This window comes from Kribbella sp. CA-294648, assembly GCF_050943845.1.
Taxonomy (GTDB): domain Bacteria; phylum Actinomycetota; class Actinomycetes; order Propionibacteriales; family Kribbellaceae; genus Kribbella.
Genome location: NZ_CP191981.1, coordinates 5,489,599 through 5,504,048 on the forward strand (window position 1 = coordinate 5,489,599; position 14,450 = coordinate 5,504,048).

Here is a 14,450-nt window from a genome sequence, read left to right on the forward strand (position 1 = left end):
CGGGTCTTCGCCCACGTCGTATCCCTCCGCTGACAGACCACCAGTCTAGGGGGAAGCAGTCAACGCGGCGGACACGGCCTGTGGACAACACGCCGAAAGGGCGTGGCCGGATGACTTCAGACAGTGACGAGAGCGTCGACGCGCTCCCCCGCAAGCCGCTCCCGGCCCGGCAGGAACGACAACTCGAGCAGCACCGTAGTACCGGTGACTTCGGCACCGCAGCGGCGTACCAGGCGCAGGCAGGCCTCGACGGTGCCGCCGGTGGCGAGCACGTCGTCGATCACCAGCACCCGGTCACCCGGCTCGAACGCGTCCTGGTGCACCTCGATGGTCGCCTCGCCGTACTCGAGCGCGTAGGACTCCTCGTACGTCGCCGAGGGCAGCTTGCCCTTCTTGCGGACCGGGACGAATCCCGCGCCCAGCGCCAGCGCGACCGGAGCGGCCAGGATGAAGCCACGTGCCTCGATCCCGACCACCTTGTCGACCACGACGTTGCCGTCGGCATCCCGGCCGGAGGCGGCCAGCGCCTCCACCACCTGGCTGAAGCCGGCGTGGTCGGCCAGCAGCGGGGTGATGTCCTTGAACACCACCCCCGCCTGCGGGTAGTCCGGGATGTCGCGGATGCCGTCTTTCAGTACCTCGTCCAGCGAACGCATCAGCACGCTCTCACTTACCGCGCTTGGAGCGCGGCTTGCGCTTCGGCTGCGGCCGTCCGGCCCCGCTGGTCGACTTGACCGGCCGGTTGGAGGCCACCGGCGTACCGGCTGTGGCTTTGCCTGCCTTGGGGCGCTCCTGCTTGCGAGCCGGCTCGGACCCGCCACCTCCAGCAGCAACACCAGCGGTCGCGGCGGCCGGAACCAGCTTGCCGGCCGTGGCTGCCTGGGCGCGCTTGGCCAGGACCCGGCGGCTGAGCGCCTGCATGCCCGGCTCGCGCTCCTTGAACATGGCCAGCAGGGCTGGTGCGACGAAGACCGACGAGTACGCACCGACGGCGATACCGACGAACAGCGCGAGCGACAGGTCCTTCAGCGGACCGGTGCCCAGTACGACGGTGCCGACGACCAGGATCGAGCCGACCGGCATCAGGGCGATCAGCGTGGTGTTGACCGACCGGACGACGGTCTGGTTCACGGCCAGGTTCGTCGCGTCGCTGTAGGTGTAGCGGTTCGAGCCGGTGATGCCGCGGGTGTTCTCGCGGATCTTGTCGAACACCACGACCGTGTCGTAGAGCGAGTAACCGAGGATGGTCAGGACGCCGATCACGGTGGCGGGCGTGACGTCGAAGCCGATCAGCGCGTAGATGCCGACCGTGATCAGGACGTCGTGGATCAGCGCGATGATCGCGGCCATCGACGCTTTGGGTTCGCGGAAGTAGGCCCAGATCACGCCGAACACGGCGACCAGGAAGACGATCAGCGCGAGGATCGCCTTGTTCGCGATCTGTGATCCCCAGGAGGCGCCGATCTGCGAGTTGCTCACCTGGTCCGGCGTGACGCCCACCTCCTGGGCGATCGCGGTCCGTACCTTGGTGATGTCGTCCTGGCTCAGCGGCTTGGTCTGGACCCGGACCTGGTCCTGGCCGATGGTGGTGACGACCGGGTCGCCGAGATCCTTCGCGTTGGTCGCCTTGACCGCATCGCTGACGTCGGTGACCGTGTTGTCGGTGACCCTGACCTTCGCCTGGTACTCGACGCCGCCCTTGAACTCGATGCCGAGCGCCAGTCCCTTGACGAACAGCGCGCCGAGCGAGACGACCACCAGCACGATCGAGACGGCGAACCAGATCTTGCGCTTGCCGATGAAGTTGTAGGAGACCTCACCGCGGTGCAGCTGGGCACCGATGGTTCCGAGCTTCGACATCAGGCCTCGCCTCCCACGGGCTTGCGCGTCGGCTTCGCGGGGCGGACGGACGGTTTCTGCTGGCCGGGCAGCCGCTCGACGCCGAGGTGCTCCGGGTCGAGGCCGGACAGCTTGTGGCCGTGACCGAAGAAGTCGGTGCGGGCCAGCAGGCTCACCAGCGGCTTGGTGAAGACGAAGACGACCAGCAGGTCGATCAGCGTGGTCAGGCCGAGGGTGAACGCGAAGCCCTTCACGCTGCCGACCGCGAGCACGTACAGCACCAGCGCGGCGAGCAGCGAGATCGAGTCGGCCGCGATGATGGTGTGCTTGGCGCGGGCCCAGCCGGTCTCCACCGAGGAGCGCAGGCTGCGGCCCTCCCTGACCTCGTCCCGCAGTCGCTCGAAGTAGATGACGAACGAGTCCGCGGTGATACCGATGGCGACGATCAGACCGGCGATACCGGCCAGCGTCAGGGTGAAGCCCATCGTCTTGCCGAGCAGGACGACGGCGGCGTACGTGAGCGCCGCGGCGACCGCCAGTGACAGCACCACGACCAGGCCGAGGCCGCGGTAGTACAGGAACGAGAAGATGATGACCAGGCCGAGCCCGATCAGGCCCGCGGTGATCCCGGCCGACAGCTGGTCGCCACCGAGCTGCGGGGAGATCGTGTTGACCTCGGAGACGTCGAACGAGACCGGCAGCGCGCCGTACTTCAGCACGTTGGCCAGGTCGCGCGCCTCGCTCTCGCTGAACGAACCGGTGATCTCGGCCTGACCGCCCGGAATCGGGGCGCTCACGCTCGGGCTCGAGATGGTCTCGCCGTCCAGCACGATCGCGAACAGGTTCGAGCCCTGCGGACGCTGCGAGATCGTCGTGGTGGCCTTGAGGAACTTCTCGCCGCCCTCGCCGGTGAACTTGAGGTTGACCTGCCACTGGAAGCCGCCCTGCGGGATCTGCGCGGTGGCGTCGGACAGGTCGGTGCCCAGCAGGATCGCGGGACCGAGCAGGTACTTCGTGGCCTTGTCGCGGCTGCAGGAGAACAGCGGCTTGTTCGGGTCGTCGGTCGGAGCGTCCTTGTTGCAGGTGAAGGCCGCGAAGGCCGCCTGGATGGCCGCGTCCGGCTGGTAGCTCAACGGGTCGCCGTTGTTGGCCGGCGGGGTCGACGGCGTCGCGGCCGGGGTCGACGGCACCGGAGTGCTCGGCTTGGCCGACGGGGTCGGCTTCGGCGTCGGGGTGGGCGTCGCGTTACCAAGAACGCTGGACCAGGCCCGGCCGTTCGGCGTGGCAGACGGGGTCGGCTTGGCCGTGGTGCTGGGCTTGACGGTGGTGCTGGGCTTGGGCGTCGTACTCGGCTTCGGCGTGGTCGACGGCTTGCCGGTCGGCGTCGCGGACGGCGGCGTGGTCGGCACCGGAGCGCCGGCCTGCATGTCGTACACCACCCGGAAGTACAGCAACGCGGTCTGGCCGACCTGCTTGACCAGGCTGTCCTGGTTGGCACCCGGCACGGCCACGGTGATGTGGTCGGAACCGGACGTGGCGATCTCCGCCTCACCGACACCGGCGCCGTTCACCCGCTGCGAGATGATGTTCTTCGCCTCGGACAACTGCTCCGCAGTGACGTTGCCGCCGCCGGCCAGGGACTTGGCCGTCAGCGTGATGGTGGTGCCACCGCGCAGGTCCAGGCCGAGCTTCGGTCCCCAGGTCTTGCCCAGCGCCATGATCCCGAACAGCAGGACCAGGACGACGCCCAGGACGATCAGTTTCCTCCCGGGACGGGATGTCGTCGTCGTTGCCACGTCAGATTCAACCTTTGCGTTACTGGGCGCGCGGGGGCATCACCGGGATGCCCCGCGCGCCGCACGCCGATAGGACGGAAAATCAGTTCTCGGTGTGCGTGGGGGGCAACTTGGACTTGTCCTGCGCCTTCTCGGCGCCGGCATCCGGCACGTCCACGGTGTCCTTGACATCAGCCTTGGCCTCGGCCTTGACGTCGTCGGTCTTGACCTCGGCGTCGGCCGCGGTCTCGTCGGCGGCGTCGTCCGCCGCTTCGTCGGTCGCCGTGGCGTCCTCGGTCTCCTCCGGGATCACCCGGCCGATCGCGGCCTTCACGAACTGGACCAGGACGCCGTCGGAGATCTCCAGCGTCACGTACTCGTCGTCGACCTCCTCGACGATGCCGACCTGGCCGCTGGTGGTGATCACCTTCGTCCCGGGCTGCAGGGCGGCGACCGTGTCGGCCTGCCGCTGGCGCTGCTTGCGCTGGGTACGGCTCATGAACCAAATCATCCCGACGATCAGGATCAGCGGGAGCAGGAGCGTGATGCCCCCACCGCCGGAGGAGGCCATCGGTGCGGCGATCAAAACCATCGGGACTCAGAATCCTTCGTCGAGAGAACGGGTGCCCGGCACGCTCTGCTCATAGCGCGCAGGGTCGCAACGGGATGGCCAGGGGGTACGGGCCACCGGGGAGTCTAACCCTGGGCGGCAACAAGTGCCGCATAACAGGGGGTCACGTTTGAGTTACTCGTCACCCCTTCAACGTCCCGGCGGGCCGGTTCGTGCCCGAGGTCAGTCGTCCTCCGTGTCGAAAAGCGTGTCGGCGAAGGTCGCGCCCTTGGGAACGGCCAGTCCGAGGTGCCGCCAGGCCGCCGGGGTGGCGACGCGGCCACGCGGCGTCCGGGCCAGGTAACCCGACCGGACCAGGAATGGCTCGGCCACCTCCTCCACGGTCTCGCGCTCCTCACCGACGGCGACGGCGAGTGTGGAAAGACCGACCGGTCCCCCACCGAACCGCCGGCAGAGCGCGTCCAGGACCGACCGGTCCAGCCGGTCCAGCCCCATCCGGTCCACTTCGTAGAGCTCCAAGGCGGACTTGGACAGCGCGAGCGTGACGATGCCGTCGGCCCGTACTTCGGCGTAGTCGCGAACCCGGCGCAGCAGCCGGTTCGCGATCCGGGGTGTGCCGCGGGACCGGGACGCGATCTCGGCGGCGGCCTCGGCGGTGATATCGACCTCCAGCAGCGCCGCCGAGCGGTTGACGATCTTCTCCAACTCGGTGGCCTCGTAGAACTCGAGGTGCCCGGTGAAACCGAACCTGTCTCGCAGCGGTCCGGGCAGCAGCCCCGCCCTGGTGGTCGCGCCGACCAGGGTGAACGGCGGGATCTCCAGCGGGATCGCTGTCGCGCCCGGCCCTTTGCCGACGATCACGTCGACCCGGAAGTCCTCCATCGCCATGTACAGCAGCTCTTCGGCCGGCCGGGACATCCGGTGGATCTCGTCGAGGAACAGCACTTCGCCCTCGTTCAGGCCGGACAGGATCGCCGCCAGGTCGCCGGCGTGCTGGATCGCCGGACCGCTGGTGATCCGCAGCGGTGCCGCCAGCTCACTCGCGATGATCATCGCGAGCGTGGTCTTGCCCAGCCCGGGCGGACCGGACAGCAGCACGTGATCCGGTGCCCGGTTGCGGCCGCGTGCCGCGTGCAGGACCAGCTCCAGCTGCTCGCTGACCCGGCGCTGCCCGCCGAACTCGGCGAGCGTGCGAGGCCGCAGCGCGGACTCGATCTTGCGCTCCTCGATGTCGAGGGAGTCCGCGGAGACCAGCGGCCTGACGTTGTCTTCCATCGCCGGCTACGCCTTCGAGAGCGCGCGGAGCGCGGCCCTGAGCAGATCAGGCACCGACGGCTCGTCGGTGTCCGCGGCCAGTGGTGACACCGCGATCACTGCGTCGTCGGCATCGCGCGCTGACCAGCCGAGCCCGACCAGACCAGCGTGCACCTGCTCGCGCCAAGCGCCGCCCGCCTGCAACGGACGCCCGGAGACCATTCGCGACGGCGCACCGATCTTGTCCTTGAGCTCCAGCACGAGTCGCTGGGCCACCTTCTTGCCGACGCCGGGGATCTTCACCAGCATCGCGAGGTCTTCGGCGGCGACGGCCTGCCTGAGCTGATCCGGACTCAGTACTGCGAGCGCCGCCTGCGCCAGCTTCGGACCGACACCCGAGGCGGTCTGCAGCAGCTCGAACAGCTCCTTCTCGTCGGCATCCGTGAAGCCGTAGAGAGTCAGTGAGTCCTCCCTCACCACCATCGAGGTGGCCAGCTTGAACTCCTGCCCGGGCCGCAACGTGGCCAGCGTGCCGGGGTGGCAGTACAACTGCAGCCCGACTCCCCCGACCTCGATCACGCAGCTGTCCAGCCCGATCGCAGCCACCGGGCCACGCACGAACGCGATCATCGCTCTCCTCCTCGCACCCCGGCCAGGGCATGCCTGGCCACGATCATCGCTCCACCTCGCGCTGCACGGTCACAGCCCTCGGTCACCGTCGCCCGTCCCGCACCACTCCCACCGCCGGCGTTGATCGCCGACGCTCCGTGGTCGCGCACGCGGCCCGCGGTCATCGCCGACCTTCCTGGGCAGCGACGGCGGCTTTCAGTCTTGCTACCTGCAGCCGGGACTGCGCCTTGGCGAGCGCCTCCAGGTTGGCCCGGCTCCCGGCGGCCTCCTGCAGCCGCCCAGTTACACCGCCCCGCCACACATGGCAGATTGCGAGCGCGAGCGCGTCCGCGGCGTCGGCCGGTGTCGGTCGCTCGTCCAGCTTCAGGATCCGGGTCACCATCGTGGTCACCTGCTCCTTGCCCGCCCGGCCGGAGCCGGTGACGGCAGCCTTCACTTCACTGGGAGTGTGCAGAGCGACCGGTAGCCCACGCCGCGCGGCCACCACCATCGCCACGCCGGAAGCCTGCGCTGTGCCCATCACCGTCCGAACGTTCTGCTGGGCGAACACCCGCTCGACCGCGACCGCATCGGGCCGGTGCTCGGTGATCCACTCGTCCAGCTGCGCCTCGATCATCACCAGCCGTTTGGCGACGTCCAGGTCGGCCGGGGTCCGGATCACGCCGACCGCGACCAGCGCCGGAGGCCGTCCGGCGGTGCCCTCGACGACGCCGAGCCCACACCGGGTCAGTCCCGGGTCGACACCGAGCACGCGCACTGGATCACCTCCGAACGTTTGTTCGACAACCCTAGACGCGCCGACAGGGCCCAGCGAAATCCGACGCGCCAGCGATCTCAGAAGTAGTCGAGCATGTACGGCGTGGCGCCCCGGAAGGCTGTCTCGATCGCCCCGTCGGCGTCGGCCGGGCCCCACGCCAGTCCGGCTTTGCGCAGCGAGGCGAGCGGCGTACCGGCGTACAGGGCGGCTAGGCCGCGGGAGCCGAGGCGTAGGGAGTCGCTGGTGGCAGTGGACGGTGTGAGTGAGCCGGAGCCGTCGGAGACGGACAGGTGCCAGCGGCCGGTGTTGGCGGCGACCTCGGAGTCGTCCACCTCCAGGTCGACCTCCAGCGATGCGCCTGGCGCGAAGCCGCGGGCAGCGATCGCTGCAGGCGCGTCCAAGACCCGCAGCATCCAGCGCTCGATCTCTGCGTGCTTGGCGGCTTCCTTGGCGATCAGGAGATGCGCCGGGTCGTCCGGCGAGAGGTAGGCGTCCACATCCGCCGCGATGGACGAACCGGAACCGACGACCGACCAGAGTGCGCGGGCGGTGGGTTCGGAGCCGGCTACCAACTCCTCGACCCGCAGCTTGCCGCTTGCCCAGCCGTAGACGACGAACCCGTCCTCAGCCAGGTAGCAGAAGCTGTTGTCCTCCCCCAGCCACTCGGCCACCTTGTCCTCCGGCCACACCAGCGGCCCACTGATCCGCCCAGCCGCGTGCAGTTGCGCCACTACCTCCAGGAAGCGGCTGGCGTCGGCAGGACCGGCACGGCGGACCTCAACCTCCTTGCCACCAAGCGAACGCAGCTCTGCGGCAGGGAAGGTGTACCGGTAGCGGCCGCCACCGAACTCGTACCCCAGGTGCCGGTAGATCACAGTCGTCGCCGGATACAGAGCCGACAGCGGGTAGCCCTGCTCCACGCTCCGGGCCAGCACACCGCGCATCAGCTTGCTGCCGACACCACGCCCCCGGTACTCCGGTGCGACAACCACCCCGGCAACCCCGGCCATCGGCACCTTGCGTCCACCCCACCACTGCTGGAACGGCCAGAACCGGGCCGCCGCGATCAGCTCGTCGCCATCCACCACCCCGACCATCCGGCCGTCGGCGATGAACACCTCCGCGTCCGCCTTCCAGCCTTCCCGGCTACCGGCATCCAGCAGCCCGAAGGACCTCGACCGCACCCGGAGTACGTCATCCAACTGCTCGCTCCGGACATCTACCAACCGCAAGTCATCAGCCACGCCCAGACCCTACGACGCGACCCTTCACATCAGCGACAGGAATAGCCCGACCGAGTTGATAGCGCCGTGCACGGTGATCAACGGCCACATCCGCCGGTACCGGCTCCACAGGTAGCCCAGGAACAACCCCAGCACACCCTGGTTCACCAGCACCGACGCCAGGTCGACACCCAGCTCACGCCGGCCTTACTGGCAGCGCCGGTGCCCAGCGGACGTCGGTCGGCCAGTTAGCCGTCGGCTTCCCGCCCCGCCAGCGGAACAGAGCCAGTGGCAGCGCCAGCAGGAGCAGGACCTTCAGTACTTCGAAGAGCCCGAGACCGAGCAGTTTGAGCAGTACTGCGAACAGCGCCGCCGAGCCCAGCAGCACCCAGGCCTGCCGACGGTCCGGTGGCCCACCAGGGCTCCGCTCGAGCCGCCAGGGAAATACCCGGACCAGAAGCATGCCGACGGCAACGGGTATCCATCGCTCCCACATCGGCTGGGTGTTGTCGTTGTCGGCCGAAAGGTCTACTTCTTGTCGGTGACCCAGAGGTTGATGGTGCCCTGCACTACGACGGTGCCGTCGGTGCGGGTTGCCTTGACTTGGACGGGGACCTCGGGGCCGGCTGTCCAGGCGGCTGGGTCGGTTTCGGCCGAGCAGGTCAGGTCTGTGGTGGACTTGGCGAGGTAGGCGACCTCCATGCCCTTGGGCAGCCAGCGCTTGCCTGCCGGGACGGTTGCCTCGGCCAGTGCGCCCATTGCCGCCTCCAGGCCGTTGCAGACCGCGATGGCGTGCACGGTGCCGATGTGGTTCTGCACGGCCCGCCGCTTCGGCAGCACCAGCGACGCGAAGTTCGGGCTCACCTGGACGAACCGCGGCCGGACCGACCGGAAGTACGGCGCCTTCCACGCGAACGCCACCGAGAACAGCCGCGAGCCACCCGGTACGCCGCGCAGCTTCTCCCACATCCCGAGCACCTGACTTGTCATGGAGAGGATGTTACTCGGGAGTCACTTAGTCGTCGAGTGCCCGCCGGACCGAGGATTTAGACGATTCAATTCACCCCGGATAGACTGCCGCCGAGCACTGAGCAGGTCCGCCACAGACGGTTCAGAGGGGCGATGGCTACTCCCAGCATCAAGGAGGTCGCGCACCGCGCCGGAGTCTCGGTCGGTACGGTCAGCAACGTTCTCAACCGGCCCTCGATCGTCGCGCCCGCCACCCGCAAACGCGTGCAGGACAGCATCAAGGCCCTCGGTTTCGTCCGCAACGAGGCCGCCCGCCATCTGCGCGCCGGCCGCAGCCGGACCGTCGGCCTGGTGGTGCTCGACGTCGCGAACCCGTTCTTCACCGACCTCGCCGAGGGCGCCGAAGAGCTCGCCTACGAGAACGACACCGTGGTGATGGTCTGCAACAGCAAGACCGACCCGGTCCGCGAAGGCCATCACCTCGACCAGCTCGAGCAGCAACGCGTGTACGGCGTACTGATCACCCCGTTCGACAGCGCCGACCCACAGTTGCGCGCACTCGTGGCCCGCGGTACGCCGGTGGTCCTGGTCGATCGCGCCGCGGATCACGGCGGGATGTGTTCGGTCTCGGTCGACGACAAGCTCGGCGGACGGCTGGCCGGAACGCATCTGATCGAGTCCGGGCATCGCCGGATCGCCTTCATCGGCGGGCCTCTCGGCATGCAGCAGGTCGCTGACCGGCTGGCCGGCATCACCACCGTGGCGGCTGACGCGACCGACGTCGACCTGCAGATCTTCGAGGTCGAGGTGATGGGCGTCCAGCACGGCCGAGCGGTCGGTGAACAGCTGGCAGCCCTGCCACCGGCGTCCCGTCCCACGGCGGCGTTCTGCGCGAACGACCTGCTGGCATTGGGATTGCTGCAGGCCATGGCCGCGACCCAGCTGCGGGTTCCACAGGACATGGCGATCGTCGGGTACGACGACATCGGGTTCGCCGCGGCGGCCGCAGTACCGCTGTCGTCGGTGCGGCAGCCTGCCGCGTTGCTCGGGCGGACGGCGATGGAGCTCCTCCAGGAGGAGGTCGAGGCCGGCGAGCGGCACGCGCATCGACAGGTCATCTTCCAGCCTGAACTCATGGTTCGTCAGTCCAGTGACCTCACCCGCGGCTGATCTGCCGCCCATTCAGATCCTCAGGAAGGCTCCGCGCATGCTCTACGAGAACGCCCTGGCCTCCGCGGCCGATCTGGACGGATTCCGGCTGGAGGGCGACGGTGCCGTCTCCTTCCCGCTCGGCCGGCTGCGGCTCGAGAGCAAACCGCAGGAGGACGAGACGAAGGATCCCAACGTCGTGCTGTGGTGCCCGGAGGACTTCGGGCCGAACATCACTGTCGAGTGGGACTTCTGGCCGATCCGTGAACCCGGCCTGTGCATCCTGTTCTTCCACGCCAAGGGACGGGAGGGCGAGGATCTCTTCGACCTCGCGCCCAGGACCGGCGCCTATGAGCAGTACCACCACGGCGACCTGGATGCGTACCACGTCTCGTACTTCCGGCGCCGCTGGCCGACTGAGCGCGCGCTACACACCTGCAATCTGCGGAAGAGCTACGGCTTCCACCTCGTCGCGCAAGGGCCGGACCCGTTGCCGGCGGTGCTGGACGCGCAAGGACCGTACTCGCTGCGGCTGTCGGTCCAGGACGGCGAGATCACGTTCTCGATCGACGGTCTGGTCTCGTTCAGCTGGCGTGACGAGCAGCCGCTGACCGGCGGCAAGCTCGGCTTCCGCCAGATGGCCCCGATGATCGGCGACTACGCCAACCTGCGCATCTCGACTCCCTGACACCCGACCCACCCCGCGCCAGCCCGCCCCCGCCCCGACCAGCGCCGACGCCCCGCCGCTCTGACGCTCTGACGCTCTGACGCCGGCGATGACCGGCCAGCCCTCGTTCCGCGCGAAGCTGCGGATTTCGTCGGGCTTGAGCGCGGTTACGGGCAACCGCTTGCCCAGCGACCCCGTCGCGCCACGCCATTCGACCTGACCGACTCCTGACAAACGCTTTCCAGAGCGTTGACATTGAGACGATTCAACCATATGGTCACATCACTTTTCCCCCGTAACGCATCCGTCACAAGGCAGGGACTCTCGTGAAACACTGCCCCACCAGTTCGCCGCACCGCTTGGCCGGCGGCCGGCCATGAGCGTGTCCGGTTGGTCGATCCGGCTGTACTACGCGGCCGACGAGCTGCTGTGGGCGATCAAACTGAACGCCCTGTGCATCCTTTTCACCCTCCTGGGCGGGGTCGCTCTCGGTATCGGCCCCGCCACGCTGACAGCATATGACCTGGCCAGACGCAGGTCTTTTGGTGAATCGTTTCACGCTCTGCCCGCCTTCCGGGCCGGCTTCCGCCGGGAATTCGCCCGCGGTTCGCTGCTGGTGCTGCCGCTGCTGGCAGTCACCGTCGCCCTGGTCGGCAACTACCTGTACTTCGCTTCCCTGGGAGCGAAGGCGTCGATCCCCCGGCTGGCCTGTTTCGTGGCCCTCGCCGTGCTGGCCGTGATCGCCGCCTACCTGCTGCCGATGGCCGTGCACTACGACCTCCGGTTGCGCGAACTATTGCCCAAGGCATCGCTGGTCGCGATCGCGCGGCCCGCCTCGTCTGTCGTCCTGCTCTTCGTTTTCGTCACGATCGCCTACCTGTCCAGCACTTTCCCGGTCCTCGGGCTGGTACTGGCGGGCGGCGGCTGGATCCAGCTGAACACGTGGCTCTGCCTGCGCTTCTTCGAAGAGAACGAGGCGCGCCTGCACCTGAAAGGGAACTCATGACCATCTTCTCCCGCCGGCGTCTCGCCGTCGCCGTCGCGCTGTCGACGGCACTGCTCGCCACTGCCTGTTCCGGCAGCGAGGAACAGCCGGCCTCGAGCAACGAACTGACGGTGATGGCACACCTGTTCGGTACCGCACCGGATCCGAACGGCGAGATGCACCAGGCCGTCGAGAAGCTGATCGGCAAGAAACTCAAGGTCACCTGGGTGCCGAACGCCGAGTACGGCGACAAGGCGAACGTCACGCTGGCCTCGTCCAACATCCCCGACGTGATGGTGGTCAACGAGAAGAGCCCGTCGTTCGTCAAGGCGGCCGAGGCGGGTGCCTTCTGGGACCTGACCGGGAAGCTGGACAAGTACCCGAACCTCAAGCCGGCCGATGAGCAGACCGCCAAGAACTCGATGGTCAACGGCAAGACGTACGGCATCTACCGGGTCCGGCCGGCGCTGCGCTCCGGCATCGTGATCCGCAAGGACTGGCTGGCCAAACTCGGGCTGAAGGAGCCGCAGACCGTCGGCGACCTCTACGCGGTCGCGAAGGCCTTCACCGAGCGGGACCCCGACGGCAACGGCAAGAAGGACACCTACGGCCTGATCATCCCGAAGTGGCCCGGTGGCTACAGCAGCGCCAGCCCGTTCGACGTGATCGAGACGTGGTTCGGCGCGCCGAACGGCTGGGGCGAGCGCGACGGCAAACTGGTTCCGGGCTTCGACACGCCGGAGTTCCTGGAGGCCAACCGCTGGCTGAAGAAGTGGGTGAACGAAGGCCTGATCAACAAGGACTTCGCCACCCTGGACACCGCGAACTGGAACGACCCGTTCGTGCAGGGCAAGGGCGGCATGATCATCGACGTGAACGTGCGGGCCACCCAACTGCTCGACATGTTCAAGGAGAAGAGCCCGAAGGACTTCGACAAGGTCACCCTGGTCGGGAACCTGAAGCGGGACGACGGGAAGAAGTTCTCCTACCCGTTCACCGGCTACCACTCGGTGATGGCGATCTCCAAGCAGCGCATCCGGACCGAGGAGCAGCTGGACGAGACCCTGAAGACGCTGGACAAGCTGCAGTCGAAGGAAGGCTCGGTCCTGCTGACCAACGGCATCGAGGGCCGCAACTTCAAGGTCGAGGGCAAGTACGCCGTACCGATCAACCAGGAAGACCCGAAGGTGAAGGCGATCCAGAACGACGTGGACAAGGCCTTCATCCAGCTCGGGACCCGGGCCAGCGTCGGGATGGGTGCCTACCCGCTGCGGCCGAACGACGCGCCGAGCCGGGTGATGCGGGAGAAGTTCGACGTGCTGATGAACGAGGACCTGAAGACCGCAGTGTTCAACCCGGTGCTCGGCATCCTCGCGCCGACCACGGTCTCGAAGGGTCAGTCGCTGCAGAACATCATCTCCGACGCCCGGATCAAGTACCTGTCCGGTGCGATCACCGAGGACCAGCTGAAGGCTGAGATCAAGCGCTGGTACGACAGCGGCGGCACCCAGATCGCCCAGGAGACCAACGACCTGGCCGCCAAGGTCGGCGGCTGATCCACCGGTCCACGCAGGGGCCCGGGCACGTTCCGGGCCCCTTCTAGCGAAGGGAGGGCGCCATGGCCACCGAGCTGGCGCCGAACCAGGTGGTGCCCCCCGCCTTGCCGATGACGGAATCATCCCCACGGCGCAAGCGGCGGGGAGGCCGGCAGCGGCCGCTGTGGCGGGATCTGCTGCGTTACCGCTGGCTGTACGTCCTGCTGCTGCCAGGCCTGGCCTACTTCATCATCTTCAAGTACCTGCCGATGTACGGCCTGACCATCGCGTTCAAGGACTACGTGCCCTTCCTCGGGTACTCCGGCAGCCAGTGGGTCGGGCTCGAGCACTTCGAGGCCCTGTTCAGCGGGCCGGACTTCGGCCGGCTGATGATCAACACGCTGATCCTCGCCCTGCTGACGATCGTGTTCGTCTTCCCGGCCCCGATCGTGGTCGCGCTGCTGCTGAACGAGCTGCGCATCCGGGTGCTGAAGCGGTCGATCCAGTCGCTGATCTACATTCCGCACTTCCTGTCCTGGACGATCGTCGCCTCGCTGACCTACTTGCTGTTCTCGGTGGACTTCGGCGTGATCGCGGGCTGGCTGCACAGCATCGTCGGTGGGCAGCGAGTCGACTATGTCGCCCAGGCCGACTGGTTCCGCCCGCTGATCGTGCTGCAGTTGCTGTGGAAGCAGACCGGCTGGGGCACGATCATCTACCTGGCCGCGCTGGCCAGCGTCGACACGCAGTTGTACGAAGCGGCCCGGGTGGACGGCGCCGGGCGGTGGCGGCAGTTCTGGCACATCACGCTGCCGTCGATCCAGCCGACCATCGTCGTGATGGCCATCCTCACCTCCGGCAACCTGATGGACTCCGGCTTCGAGCAGATCTGGCTGATGACCACTTCGCTCAACCGCGACGTGGCCGACGTGTTCGACACCTTCGTCTACTACGTCGGCATCACCCAGGGCTCGTTCAGCTACGCCACCGCGGTCGGCCTGTTCAAGGGCCTGGTCGGTGTCGTGCTGATCTTCGGCTCCAACCTGCTGGCCAAGCGCCTCGGCCAGCGCGGACTGTTCTGAAAGGAGTTGGGACC

The 14,450-nt window shown here is 67.9% G+C and carries 16 protein-coding genes; 5 read left to right on the forward strand and 11 right to left on the reverse strand.

Annotated elements, in window-relative coordinates; translation table 11 throughout:
* Nucleotides 1-116: 116 nt before the first annotated feature.
* The 11 genes from ACQPYM_RS25930 to ACQPYM_RS25980 form a co-directional block, all read right to left on the reverse strand.
* Nucleotides 117-656: an adenine phosphoribosyltransferase gene (locus tag ACQPYM_RS25930; RefSeq protein WP_433023387.1), complete on the reverse strand. Its 540-nt coding sequence runs from the start codon at nt 654-656 to the stop codon at nt 117-119.
* 10 nt (nt 657-666) lie between these two features.
* A complete protein-coding gene (gene secF / locus ACQPYM_RS25935) occupies nt 667-1,860 on the reverse strand; it encodes a protein translocase subunit SecF (protein WP_433004941.1) in 1,194 nt (397 codons plus the stop codon).
* Nucleotides 1,860-3,635: a protein translocase subunit SecD gene (secD, locus tag ACQPYM_RS25940; protein ID WP_433004944.1), complete on the reverse strand. Its 1,776-nt coding sequence runs from the start codon at nt 3,633-3,635 to the stop codon at nt 1,860-1,862. The genes secF and secD overlap by 1 nt, the downstream gene beginning before the upstream one ends.
* 82 nt (nt 3,636-3,717) lie before the next feature.
* Complete coding sequence (yajC, locus tag ACQPYM_RS25945) at nt 3,718-4,206, reverse strand: preprotein translocase subunit YajC (RefSeq protein ID WP_433004947.1); 489 nt, start codon at nt 4,204-4,206, stop codon at nt 3,718-3,720.
* Between the two features lie 201 nt (nt 4,207-4,407).
* Nucleotides 4,408-5,460: a Holliday junction branch migration DNA helicase RuvB gene (ruvB, locus tag ACQPYM_RS25950; RefSeq protein WP_433004950.1), complete on the reverse strand. Its 1,053-nt coding sequence runs from the start codon at nt 5,458-5,460 to the stop codon at nt 4,408-4,410.
* Between the two features lie 6 nt (nt 5,461-5,466).
* The gene (ruvA, locus tag ACQPYM_RS25955; protein ID WP_433004953.1) at nt 5,467-6,069 is read right to left on the reverse strand and encodes a Holliday junction branch migration protein RuvA; all 603 of its coding nucleotides are present in this window, start codon (nt 6,067-6,069) and stop codon (nt 5,467-5,469) included.
* 160 nt (nt 6,070-6,229) lie between these two features.
* Nucleotides 6,230-6,826, reverse strand: coding sequence for a crossover junction endodeoxyribonuclease RuvC (gene ruvC / locus ACQPYM_RS25960; RefSeq protein WP_433004956.1), 597 nt, complete (start codon nt 6,824-6,826; stop codon nt 6,230-6,232).
* Between the two features lie 77 nt (nt 6,827-6,903).
* Complete coding sequence (locus ACQPYM_RS25965; protein WP_433004959.1) at nt 6,904-8,070, reverse strand: GNAT family N-acetyltransferase; 1,167 nt, start codon at nt 8,068-8,070, stop codon at nt 6,904-6,906.
* Between the two features lie 24 nt (nt 8,071-8,094).
* Entirely contained in the window at nt 8,095-8,223 is a 129-nt protein-coding gene (locus tag ACQPYM_RS25970) for a CPBP family glutamic-type intramembrane protease (RefSeq protein WP_433004962.1), read from the reverse strand.
* 22 nt (nt 8,224-8,245) lie between these two features.
* On the reverse strand, nt 8,246-8,545 hold the full coding sequence (locus tag ACQPYM_RS25975; protein ID WP_433004965.1) for a hypothetical protein: 300 nt from the start codon (nt 8,543-8,545) through the stop codon (nt 8,246-8,248).
* Nucleotides 8,546-8,577: 32 nt separating this feature from the next.
* Complete coding sequence (locus ACQPYM_RS25980; protein WP_433004968.1) at nt 8,578-9,039, reverse strand: hotdog fold domain-containing protein; 462 nt, start codon at nt 9,037-9,039, stop codon at nt 8,578-8,580.
* A 132-nt stretch (nt 9,040-9,171) separates the two neighbouring features.
* Between ACQPYM_RS25980 and ACQPYM_RS25985 the strand changes: the two genes are divergently transcribed.
* The 5 genes from ACQPYM_RS25985 (at nt 9,172) to ACQPYM_RS26005 (ending at nt 14,436) form a co-directional block, all read left to right on the forward strand.
* Nucleotides 9,172-10,188: a LacI family DNA-binding transcriptional regulator gene (locus ACQPYM_RS25985; protein ID WP_433004971.1), complete on the forward strand. Its 1,017-nt coding sequence runs from the start codon at nt 9,172-9,174 to the stop codon at nt 10,186-10,188.
* Nucleotides 10,189-10,225: 37 nt separating this feature from the next.
* Nucleotides 10,226-10,855 carry a DUF1961 family protein gene (locus ACQPYM_RS25990; protein ID WP_433004974.1) on the forward strand — a complete coding sequence of 210 codons (630 nt, stop codon included), beginning with the start codon at nt 10,226-10,228 and terminating at the stop codon, nt 10,853-10,855.
* A gap of 355 nt (nt 10,856-11,210) precedes the next feature.
* On the forward strand, nt 11,211-11,840 hold the full coding sequence (locus tag ACQPYM_RS25995) for a YesL family protein (RefSeq protein ID WP_433004977.1): 630 nt from the start codon (nt 11,211-11,213) through the stop codon (nt 11,838-11,840).
* On the forward strand, nt 11,837-13,375 hold the full coding sequence (locus ACQPYM_RS26000; RefSeq protein ID WP_433004980.1) for an extracellular solute-binding protein: 1,539 nt from the start codon (nt 11,837-11,839) through the stop codon (nt 13,373-13,375). The genes ACQPYM_RS25995 and ACQPYM_RS26000 overlap by 4 nt, the downstream gene beginning before the upstream one ends.
* Nucleotides 13,376-13,437: 62 nt before the next feature.
* Entirely contained in the window at nt 13,438-14,436 is a 999-nt protein-coding gene (locus ACQPYM_RS26005) for an ABC transporter permease (RefSeq protein ID WP_433004982.1), read from the forward strand.
* Nucleotides 14,437-14,450: the final 14 nt, after the last annotated feature.